Here is an 11118-nt window from a genome sequence, read left to right on the forward strand (position 1 = left end):
TCCTACTAATACCACTACTTTTTTCATCGATAGAACTCCTTTTCAAGTCTTGAAGCATCTAGACAAATAAATGTTGGACGGCCATGTGGACAATGATATGGTTGTTCACAATTTTTTAGTTGTTCAACTACTTCTAGCATTTCTTCTTGGGTCAAAAAACGATTAAAACGAATTGAATGATGACAAGCCATCGTTGCAATTTTATCTTTGTGAATCTTATTCTTATTAATCTCTGTTTCATCTTTAAAGTTATCTAATAGATCCTGTAAGAAGACGCCTTCTTCTACATCTTTAAGCCACATTGGTATTTCTCTTACTATTAAACTATCTTGACCAAAAGCCTCAAACTCAATTCCAATTGCTTTGGTACATTCATTGATTTCATCAACACGACGAACCATATCACTAGATGCATGCAGCATATGTGGTACAAGACATGGATTCATAACATGTTTTGTATCATTCATTGTTTGTAAGAATTGCTCATAATGTACTCTTTCTTGAGCTGCATGTTGATCAATAATATAAAGTCCTTGATCACCTTCACAAAGAATATATTTACCATGTAGTTGACCAATCACACGAAGTTTTGGAAACTCGCGTTTAGGTAATGGTTCAATAACTTCAATCTTTTCCACGACAGGTTCAACATATACTGGTTCTTCAATTTTTCTTTCGATTGATTTATAATCCACTTTTTGTTCTTCAACAACTTGTTCAACAGGTTGAAATACTTCAACTTTCTTTGTTGGTGTTGGTTCTTCAAAAAAACTTTGGATAACTATTTTTTCTTCTTTTATTCTTTCTAATTTAACTTCCGGTGCTTGGATATGTGCATTCAATATTTTTGGTAAACTTTCTTTAATTAAATACTCTAATTGTTGTTCCTTAGATAAACGAACTTCCCACTTACTTGGATGAACATTCACATCCACAAGTTGACTATCCATTTTAATATCCAAAATAACAATTGGATATCGATCACTTGGAATATAATTTGCATAACTATCAATGATAGCTTTTTGAATACGGTATGGACGAACCATTCGCTCATTCAAGAATACACTTATTGCATTTCTTGTTGCCCGTGTAAATTGTGGGTGAATACATATTCCTTTTATCTTATAATCTGAATCACCATCATCAATAATCATGGCATTTTTTGCAATATCCTTACCATAAATTTGATAAACTACTTCCAATAAGTCACCTGAACCCGTTGTTCTAAATGACTCTTTACCATCGCTTATTAATGTAAAGGCAATTTCAGGATGTGATAATGCGAATTTTTGGATAACATCACTTATCAGTGAATTTTCATAAGAAACTGTTTTCAAATGTTTTAAGCGTGCAGGTGTCTTATAAAATAAACCAGTAATACGTATTGCGGTCCCTTGATTGCATGGAAATGGTTTCACACTAATGATATCACCATAGTGAATCTCAACTTTTGTAGATTCCTTACCATCATTAGTTTCTAAAACAACTTCTGATACTGATGAAATAGAAGGTAATGCTTCTCCTCTAAATCCTAATGTTTTAATTGACCATAAATCTTGTGTCTTATGTATTTTACTCGTCGCATGACGTTTAAATGCCATTGTCGCATCTTCACTATCCATGCCTATACCATTATCAATTATTTCAATAGATTGTATTCCGCCCTGTGTGATAGATACTTCAATTCTTGTTGCCTTTGCATCAATTGAGTTTTCTACCAATTCCTTCACAATTCCCATCGGTCTTTCTACAACTTCTCCGGCCGCAATCATATTGGTTAATTGCATATCTAATGTTTGGATAACTCCCATGATAATCCCTCACAATCTATTACCCTATTAGTTTATCATTTTTAGTCCTCTTTTTGTATTATGTAGAAAAAGAAAAAAACCGTCTGGTTTTCTTCTTTGTTATTTATGTAAGTGATTGTACTATTTCCTCCGTCAGAATTATCGCTTTATCTTGTGGTAATGTTCTAACAGATACGGTTATCTTTCTCTCTAATAGCTTTTTTATGATTGTAATATCCTCAACAGTAAAAGATGCTTTTTCGTTTAGTTCCTTACAATTAGGTCGTGGTCTTAAGCCCCCAATATTGATTTTATTAAGGCTTTTGTGTTCATCCATGATCTTTTTTGCATCAAATAAATTTCCAACAATCAGCAATACATTTTCCTCTGAGGTAATATGATTTTTGGCACTTTCTTTTCCACTTTCAATATCTTCAATTTCTAATAAAACATCTCTAGGCTTCGCTAACCCTAAAATCATTTTTGTAAATTCATCTTCAGATGCTTCATTATTTAAGACAACAATTCTATCTAACTTTAAATACTCTGACCAATAGAATGCAATTCTTCCGTGAAGCAACCGATCATCAACAATAACTAATTTAATCATTTTCTTTCCTGTTCAATAAATCATTTACAAAAACATTTTCTTTCCTAGATTCTTCTAAAATCATCCGGAGATGTTCTTCGCTTGTATCATTTGAAAAAATGAGTTCTAACAGAAAAGCAATATTTACTCCCGAGAAAAGTTTAAACCGATATTTTTTAAGTAGATTCATTGCACATGCATTTACACTTCCACCTAATAGATCAGTTACCACAATCAGTTCTTCACCTTCATTATCGCGAATAAATTTTTCTAATCTTTCTTCGTATGTATTATCAAAAATCATAAAATCTACATCTTCTAAATTCTCTTTAAAAAATTTTAATATATTGAAAACAGATTCTGCATAGTTCGCATGTCCAGCAATATATATTTTCATTTAAATCCCCTCCTTCTTCAGAATTTGTTCTTCAAAATCATCAAATTTACTAATCTTTGATAGTGAATTTGACACATGATCTCTAAATAGACTATCTTCTAAAAATAAATAACAGTTAAATAGTTTTTGTAAATTATCATTAATATTCACAAAGACTACAATTTGTGCCCATTGCTTGTTCCAAATTATTGGTTTTTTCATTAAACCTACAAAAACAAAATTTCCTTGAACTGGTTTTGTAACATGCAGAAATACTACATTCTTAAGTGTTTCGTGACTAATAATATGTTCACTTTCCCAAAATAAATTAACAAGTTCTGGCATGTTCAATTTCTTACTTATTTCTTGAAATATTTCATCTCTCGCTGTACCTTTCAAACCCGATGCAAATGTTTCCTCGCTAAAATAATCATGAACTCTATTATAAGAAATCTTATCACTTCTTATAATCTTTTCTATTTCAGGAACATAAGAAATATCGTTATTTAAATAGTAATACGAATTATTAATTTTCTTTTCTAGAGGTACTGTACTTAGAATATAATCATATTGACTTAGTTTCTTTGTTTCAAGTGACAAGACATCGCATATTTCAATATCGTTGCTTATTTGCAATGAACTCTCATTCACTTCATTAATTAGTGTTATTGTTTCTGGCCTGCCACGTCCACAAACAAGAAGTATTTTTTCTTTGTACTTTTTATTAAAATCAAACAATAAGTTTGTATATAAAACTAAATATGCAAACTCATTTCGATTCATGCGTACATCAAAGTTTTTTTCAATAATTTCACAAAGAATCACCGTTATATGCGTTGAACATAAATACTTACTCAATATCTCATTTATTTGTGGATTTCGCATTACTAGTCCGGAGTTTAATCGACTTGCCATTGCTGGCAAATGAAGTCGTAAATATTCTTCATAGAGTTGTTTATTCTTTACAATATAATTGTAATTATGTTGTAATGTATAATAAATTTGGTAAAATGTTTTCTCACCTAATTCAATATCTTCACGTTTTAATTCATCTATTTCTGCAATATGTTTACTTTTAAAATGTAACCCAAAATAACAAATTTCTGTATCAGGTAATAGAATATTAAAATAATGTTCTATTTTTTCAATTAATTGTTTCGCAGCAACAAACTCTTTACTTTCTTTATCAAAATCTTGTAAGCACATACTATCTTGTTTAATATACCCATAGAATTTCCATCTTCGGATAGCGACCAATATGTGAATAACAAAATTTTGAAATGATAAATCTGCCATCTTAATATTCAATTTCTCATTAATTTCACTTAGAGTATTACTAATGAAATCTATTTCTACTTGATTAGTATCACTTACAAACATTGCATTATCTGCGGCGAAATATCCAGTTGATACATTTGAATGAAAAAAATATTCAGCTATACATAAACGTTTAGCCATTTCATCACCAACTAATAAAATTCCATAGTTTGGACGAGTAATTATATCTAAATTATAGTCTTTAAAAATTTCTCTTACTTCTTTCATATCAGCTGTGAGAGTAGTTCTGCTAATATATAGTTCTTCCATCAAGTCTTCTAACGTTAAATAGTAATCAACAGTCAGCATCTTTTTGATTATGTAATTAACACGTTCATATCTGTATTTTGGTATTTCTTCAACTTTTTTCACTCCACTATTTTTCATATCTTGAAGCAATTGATTATATAGTAAGTAATTTTTTATATTTATAGAATATCCCACTCCTGTTTTAGACATAATTTCCATTTCAAATTCTTTTAGAAATTCATTTAATTCAACGATATCTTTTTTTATTGTTCTTGTGGAAACATTCGCAAGTGCTGATAACTGTACACTTGTCACATATTCTTCATTATGCAACAAACAGTTTAATATGCTATTTAATCTATTACTTAAATACTTCATCTTGCCTCCTATCTTTAAAGCTTGGTGCACATTTGCACCAAGCTTCTATAATTTGTAATCTTTAAAATATGTTTTCTTTCCATCAGGTATTAAGCGTAATTCAACTTCATAACCTTTATTCACTAACCCATTGCAGATATCAATATCAGCACGACTTACTGCAATTGCACCAATTAGATTTTCTACAGTATCATCTTTTTTGCGAAGCCCACCAAGGTTTAGCGATTTAATTCCTGGCACTTCCTCTAAAATATTTGCCGCGTCCAAAATATTATTAGTCACAATCATCACATTTACTGAATCTGTTAAATGTTTTTTTATTTCTTCAATTGAATCGACTATGTTAGCACAAATTAGTTTTGTTCCTCGTGGTTTTGCGATATCCAGTGTCATGATTTGAAAATCATCTTTTGCAATCTTATCATTTGCCAAAATTATTAAGCTAATTGAAAGTTGCTTCGTCCAAGAGAATGCTACTGCTCCATGAATTAATCGATCATCTACTCTTAAAAGTTTTATCATTGATACACCCTCCTAAATTCCTAATTCTTTTCCTGTTTTAGGTGATTTATAACCTAACATATCATTCATTTCTTTTCTGGCAGCATCCATTGGATTTGTCCATTTATCTCTATCTTTACTTGAAATAATTTGGAAAGGAATGCAAGAAATTAATGAATTAAAATACTCTGGAACATTATGCTTAATCGTTAGAACTCGTTTATCATCTATTTCTCGATCAGTAATAAAGAACACTCGATTTGTCAATTTATGAACACCTTCATAAATTTGCATTGAACGATCAGATGGTTTTCCTTTGCCGTCAATAATTATTACTGTACGATCTGGGTTTGTTTCGATCGCTGGCCCATGTAAAAATTCTTCCATTTCATAAGCGGTCGCTGCATGCCCTGTTGTCTCAGCTATTTTTAATGCACCTTCTAATGCAGCACCATGGCATGTTCCATAACCAATTATTTGTACTCGTTTTAAATCTGTTAATTCTTCTTCATTATCTTCATACCACTTCGTCGCAACCTCAACCATTTTATCCATTTCATATGAAGTACAAATCATTTCTTCCTTGAACTGATTATACTCATCATTTGTAATGATATTTTTTCTCTTTGCTGCTTCAATTGCAAATAAATTTAAGAATGCTGTAAGTGTTGCGACACCTTTTGTGACAAACCCAATTTTTTCAATTCCCATTCCCCAATTGCATATTGTGTCTATATGGTCTTTCATTACGCTTTCTGTATTTCCAGTTAATCCCACTGCTGTTAAACCATTTTTTCGTGCTTTGTCTAATGCATCATTGGTATTTACGCTTCTACCACTTTGTCCGATTCCAAAAACAAATGTTTTCTCATCATATATATTTTCGTAATATTCAAATGTAAATGACGTTACAATATCAACTTTTACTTTTAAAACTTTTTCCATAAAAAATCGCGAGCAAAATGCGCCATTATATGATGATCCAGATGCAATAATAAGTATGCGATTAAAATCTTTTTCGCAATATTTATCCACTGCACTCTTTGTTAATTCGAGTGATTTATTTACATTATCTCGTACAAGTTGCCCACTTTCTTGAATGTATCCATACATTGTATCTTCCATATTTTTATTACTCCTTCTACTATAGGCAAATGGTGTTGGAAAAATCAACACCATTTGTCTGATTTATTTTTATAAAATACCTAAAACACTACAAACGATACCAATTACAAACATGCCCATCATTATTTTCAACATGCTGACTTGCTTTTTCAATAACCATGCAGTAATCCAAGTTATTGTCAAAGGAAGTAGTCCTGGCAATATCTCATTGAATAATTGTTGTAATGGCAAAGGTTCCATTGTACCAAGTTGGATTACTAATGGAGTAGATACGCTAACCATTGAACTAGTCATCGCACCAATTACCATCATCCCTAATATACCAAACGATAAAGTTAACTTATCCATTACATTTGATTTATATATCTTATTTACAAATTTGCTTCCTAAAGCATAGCTCTTCCACATTAACCACCATCTTGCTGCAAAATGCGGAACGTTATAAAGAATCAAGAAAACAAATGGCGCCATAATATTTCCTTGCAAACCAAGTTCTGCTGCTACACCAGCTGCAATTACTCGGAATGTTCCTTGAAATAATGAATCTCCAATCCCTGCTAATGGACCCATCAATGCCGCTTTTACAGCATTCACTGATGCAGGATCCATATCCTCACGGCTACTAATTTCTTCTTCCATTGCACAACTTATTCCAAATATCAATGTTGATACTTGTGGAGTTGTATTGAAGAATTCATAATGACGACGTAATGCTTTTGCTAAATCATTTTTATCAGGATATAACTCTCTTAAAGCTGGAATCATTGAATAACAATATCCTGACCCTTGATAATTTTGATAGTTAAATGATGCTTCTAATGTATGAGCACGTAAGTATACACCCATCAATGCCTTTTTAGATAGCTTCTTCGTACCGCGATCACTCATCTCGTCATCATCGGCCATCATATCTGGTTTTTCACCAAAGAAGAAGAATGCAATTATCGCTAAGCACCCACCTAAAATAGCAACTCCAGTATTGTTCATACCTAAATAAGAAGTTAACACAAATCCAATGAAATAAAATGCTCCCACTTCTTTTGTCCAAATCATATTCATCAACATAGCAAATCCAAGTGCTGGTAAAATTGATGTACCTACTTTTAAACCTGTATATATCCATTGTGGAATAAAATCAACAACAGATTGAACTACATTTGTACCTGCATAAATAGAAACGAATACTAGAATACACATTACGATAGAATATCCCCACCATAAGAACCAATGATAAATTTCAACCGTACGGTAATTTCCTTCATCACATGCTTTTTGCATCTTCATAATCCAATATTGCATGAAAACACGAACGAATGTTTTTAACATATTAAACAAAATACCAACTGGAACTGCAATTGTTAATGCTACAGCAGCATCTTGTCCAGTAAGTATAGCTAATCCACCACCTACGATAGTTGCGATACTTACATCCATCGATACAGATATACCAATGTTCATAACACCCATGAATGCTAATTCTAAAGTTGCACCGATGATGATCCCTTGTGTTAAATCGCCACAAATCAATCCAACAATTGGTCCTAATACGATTGGCTTACCAACAAACATGTATCCATTAATCATATCTGTTCTTGCCAACAAATAAACTAAACTTAATAATAACGCTTGTATTAACATTTTTTCACCCCTTTTCCTAATAAGTTATGTTAATAGCGATGTTTTAAATATATTTTTCACCTCCCATTTTTTCTTTTATAAAATCATTCACATAACACATTTGTTTATGAGACTCATTAATAATGTTGCGAATGTTTTCATCTAAATGCTCATCTTCATCAAGTTCCAAAATACTTAACACGCAATATGGATTAATACCTGCGATTATTTTAAATCGGCTTTCATTGTAGTTATTAATTACATATTGATTTACACTTCCACCTAAAATATCAGTGAAAATAATCCATGTTCCATTATCATCTTGTATTACTTGTTTGAATTTTTCGTTTATCGTCTCTTCATCGATATAAGCAAGAATTGCATAAATTTCTTTTTCATCACCTGCAAGTTGTTTTACAACTGAATACAATCCATCTGCATATTGTCCATGACTAGCAATTATATATTTCATAGTTATCACCTTTTCTACTCATAGTTTATTTTTCTTTTGACTTCATGAACACACATATAATTTCACTAACAATAGTGAAATTGAAAATCAACTCGTTAAATTTTTTAACCATACTCCCTTCTTTATTCGTATCATTGCTATATAACATTTGATTAAATACATTGATTCCACAGTCAAAAGCGTTGTATAAATATTCATTTTGAAAACATGAATGCATAAATATTGAATTGGAACTGTTATGCAAAGCATAAATAATGAATCCACAATTAGTATCGAAAAATTGTCTCCACCAGATCTAAAAATAAAATAGAACAATGAGTGCAATGTTGTAAAAGGAAACATTAATGCTATTATTCTTAAAATTCTTGTACCTGTTTTCAATGAAGCATCAGTCCCAGAATAAATTGAAGTAATTGAATAACTTGATAGGTACATAACAATTGCGAAAATCAATGAAACCATAATGCCAAATCGAAAACATTTGCTTGCACGCAATTTTGCATTATCAAATTCTTTTCTTCCTAAACTAGGTAGAACAAAGATATTTATTGTCATCCCTATTGAACCAAACAAGACTCGAAATAATTCATAGTATGTTAGCGCAATTGAATAACCCGCTAATGTTTCGCTGTTATAGGACCCATATTGTACATAGAGTAGTGAAAGTATGATTCCATATAAAAGTTCATTTAATCCAAGTGGTAACATTTTAGCCATTATTTTCTTTACCATTTGAAAATCATACTTAGCTTTTATTAATGATTTAATTGAGAATAGTGAAGTACTTGATTTCATTAAAACTAGATATAAGCATAATTCTATTAAACGCGATAGAATTAAACTCAACCCCGCGCCTACTATTCCTAAGTTAAAAGGAAAATACAAAAAAGCATAGTTTAAACTTATTTTGGCAAATACCACAACAAAATTGATTACCAAGGAGGTGCGAACTTGACCAATTGATCTCAATGAATTTGCTATACATTGTGACAACATATAAGGTAAAAGTGATAGTGCAACTAATCGCATGTATATTGCTCCAAATTCAATTACTCTTAAATCTTTAGTAAAAAGGCTAACAATGAAATCAGGAAGAAAAATTCCTATTATTATAAACGGAAGAAGCATTATTATCGAAACATCTATCGATATCTTAAACACTTTAATTATATTTTCTTTATCTTCTTTACCATGATACTGAGAAATAAAAACCGCACATGCTGCAATTAACCCCATAAACATACTGTTTGGAATTGTAAATGCTCTGTTAACAATCGTTATTCCCGAAATAAAAACATCTCCAAATCGTCCTGCCATGAAGTTATCTATAATATTAAGCACATTCATAATGCATTGTTGTAAAACAATTGGAACAAAAATTAACATAATTTGCTTATTGGAAATTTTATCTATATTCGTCATATGATTATCTCCCTTTGCGAATTATAGCTAATTACTTTAGCTTTTATAAAACAAAAAAATTCACTAATAATAGTGAATTCAATTTGTTAAAACAATTTATAAACTTTATCTTTTATTTCAATTAAATTATCAATATAGACATCAGCACCATCTTGATTGATACCATAGCGTGTATCAATTTTACAAATAACTTTCATTCCTGATTTCAATGCTGCTTCTATTCCAAATGTTGAGTCTTCCACCGCAATACATTCCTTTGAGGCAACTTGATACAAACTAGCCACATGATTATATATTTCAGGATTTGGTTTACTCTCTACAAAATCTTCACCACTAACAATATAATCAAGAAATTCTTCAATTTCTATTAATTTTACTATTTTTAAAATATGATCTAATGGTGATGATGATGCGATAGATATTGACCATCCTTCACTTTTCAACCAAGTTATGATTTCTTTAGCATTTTGATTTATAATCGCTTTATAGTTTACTGGTCTATCTTTAAAATAAATTCTTTTTTCTTCCGTGAATTCTTCTTTTATTTGATAGAATCCAGGAATTTCCTCTTTAAATAATTGAAATGTTTTCTCCCCTGTATTCCCCACCATTGAATCTAACAATTCTTCTGAGAAATCAAATTTTTTATACTGCAGAAATTCTCTTTGTCGTTCATAATATACAGGCTCAGAATCAATTAAAACGCCATCCATATCAAATATAATAATTTTTTTCATATTCATTCTCCCACTAATAAATTATCACTATTCTAACATTTAATATAGTCATAAAAATTCACTATTGATGGTGAACTCTAATATAAAGAAAAAGCCTCGATGGGCTTTCTCTTTAAGAATTAAAACTATAAGGGGATAGAATAACAACACAATTAGGGGGATTGTGTTCATGCAAGTCGTTATACTTGCATACATACTATAACAAATCACTATCAAAATAATTTGTGTTTATTATGGTAAATTATGGGTTGTTAATAACTAGGCAAAAGAAAAAACCCTTTTACGGGTTTCTTCTTTTTATATATAAGGGGATAGTATATTGTGACACAATTAGGGGGATTGTGTTCACCATGCAAGTTATTATCTCTTGCTTGACTATACTATACATAAACACTATCGTAATAATTTGTTTCAATTATGGAAAATTATGTTATTTAACTTTCTTGCGTTAATTCGAGGTTTTTCCAACGATTAGTTTTGACTATAAAATAAAAGTTCTCTTCTATCTGTTTTGTTGCGTAAAGGAATAAGTAATAAAAGCACTC

General features: G+C 30.7%; 10 protein-coding genes. All 10 read right to left on the reverse strand.

Annotated features, from left to right (window positions below; translation table 11 throughout):
- Positions 1–23: 23 nt before the first annotated feature.
- A complete protein-coding gene (gene mutL, locus RSB60_RS08720; RefSeq protein WP_332615785.1) occupies positions 24–1811 on the reverse strand; it encodes a DNA mismatch repair endonuclease MutL in 1788 nt (595 codons plus the stop codon).
- A 103-nt stretch (positions 1812–1914) separates the two neighbouring features.
- Positions 1915–2400: a PTS sugar transporter subunit IIB gene (locus RSB60_RS08725; RefSeq protein ID WP_332615786.1), complete on the reverse strand. Its 486-nt coding sequence runs from the start codon at positions 2398–2400 to the stop codon at positions 1915–1917.
- On the reverse strand, positions 2393–2776 hold the full coding sequence (locus RSB60_RS08730; protein WP_332475997.1) for a PTS sugar transporter subunit IIA: 384 nt from the start codon (positions 2774–2776) through the stop codon (positions 2393–2395). The genes RSB60_RS08725 and RSB60_RS08730 overlap by 8 nt, the downstream gene beginning before the upstream one ends.
- The gene (locus RSB60_RS08735) at positions 2777–4699 is read right to left on the reverse strand and encodes a BglG family transcription antiterminator (RefSeq protein WP_332615788.1); all 1923 of its coding nucleotides are present in this window, start codon (positions 4697–4699) and stop codon (positions 2777–2779) included.
- A gap of 45 nt (positions 4700–4744) precedes the next feature.
- On the reverse strand, positions 4745–5221 hold the full coding sequence (locus RSB60_RS08740) for a PTS sugar transporter subunit IIB (RefSeq protein WP_332615790.1): 477 nt from the start codon (positions 5219–5221) through the stop codon (positions 4745–4747).
- Between the two features lie 12 nt (positions 5222–5233).
- Positions 5234–6325 (reverse strand): SIS domain-containing protein, encoded by a 1092-nt coding sequence (locus RSB60_RS08745; protein ID WP_332615793.1) that lies wholly within the window; start codon positions 6323–6325, stop codon positions 5234–5236.
- A gap of 69 nt (positions 6326–6394) precedes the next feature.
- Complete coding sequence (locus RSB60_RS08750) at positions 6395–7963, reverse strand: PTS system mannose/fructose/sorbose family transporter subunit IID (RefSeq protein WP_332615795.1); 1569 nt, start codon at positions 7961–7963, stop codon at positions 6395–6397.
- A 43-nt stretch (positions 7964–8006) separates the two neighbouring features.
- On the reverse strand, positions 8007–8414 hold the full coding sequence (locus tag RSB60_RS08755) for a PTS sugar transporter subunit IIA (protein WP_332615797.1): 408 nt from the start codon (positions 8412–8414) through the stop codon (positions 8007–8009).
- A gap of 87 nt (positions 8415–8501) precedes the next feature.
- A complete protein-coding gene (locus RSB60_RS08760; protein ID WP_332615799.1) occupies positions 8502–9836 on the reverse strand; it encodes an MATE family efflux transporter in 1335 nt (444 codons plus the stop codon).
- Between the two features lie 86 nt (positions 9837–9922).
- On the reverse strand, positions 9923–10573 hold the full coding sequence (locus RSB60_RS08765; protein WP_332615801.1) for an HAD family hydrolase: 651 nt from the start codon (positions 10571–10573) through the stop codon (positions 9923–9925).
- Between the last annotated feature and the right edge of the window lie 545 nt (positions 10574–11118).

The organism is Anaerorhabdus sp., from assembly GCF_036657415.1.
Classification (GTDB): Bacteria; Bacillota_I; Bacilli_A; order Erysipelotrichales; family Erysipelotrichaceae; genus Anaerorhabdus.

Coding starts and splice junctions, on each gene's coding strand:
- RSB60_RS08725 (WP_332615786.1), bottom strand. CDS start 2,400: ATGATTAAATTAGTTATTGTTGATGATCGGTTGCTTCACGGAAGAATT.
- RSB60_RS08765 (WP_332615801.1), bottom strand. CDS start 10,573: ATGAAAAAAATTATTATATTTGATATGGATGGCGTTTTAATTGATTCT.
- RSB60_RS08755 (WP_332615797.1), bottom strand. CDS start 8,414: ATGAAATATATAATTGCTAGTCATGGACAATATGCAGATGGATTGTAT.
- RSB60_RS08745 (WP_332615793.1), bottom strand. CDS start 6,325: ATGGAAGATACAATGTATGGATACATTCAAGAAAGTGGGCAACTTGTA.
- RSB60_RS08740 (WP_332615790.1), bottom strand. CDS start 5,221: ATGATAAAACTTTTAAGAGTAGATGATCGATTAATTCATGGAGCAGTA.
- RSB60_RS08750 (WP_332615795.1), bottom strand. CDS start 7,963: ATGTTAATACAAGCGTTATTATTAAGTTTAGTTTATTTGTTGGCAAGA.
- RSB60_RS08730 (WP_332475997.1), bottom strand. CDS start 2,776: ATGAAAATATATATTGCTGGACATGCGAACTATGCAGAATCTGTTTTC.
- mutL (WP_332615785.1), bottom strand. CDS start 1,811: ATGGGAGTTATCCAAACATTAGATATGCAATTAACCAATATGATTGCG.
- RSB60_RS08760 (WP_332615799.1), bottom strand. CDS start 9,836: ATGACGAATATAGATAAAATTTCCAATAAGCAAATTATGTTAATTTTT.
- RSB60_RS08735 (WP_332615788.1), bottom strand. CDS start 4,699: ATGAAGTATTTAAGTAATAGATTAAATAGCATATTAAACTGTTTGTTG.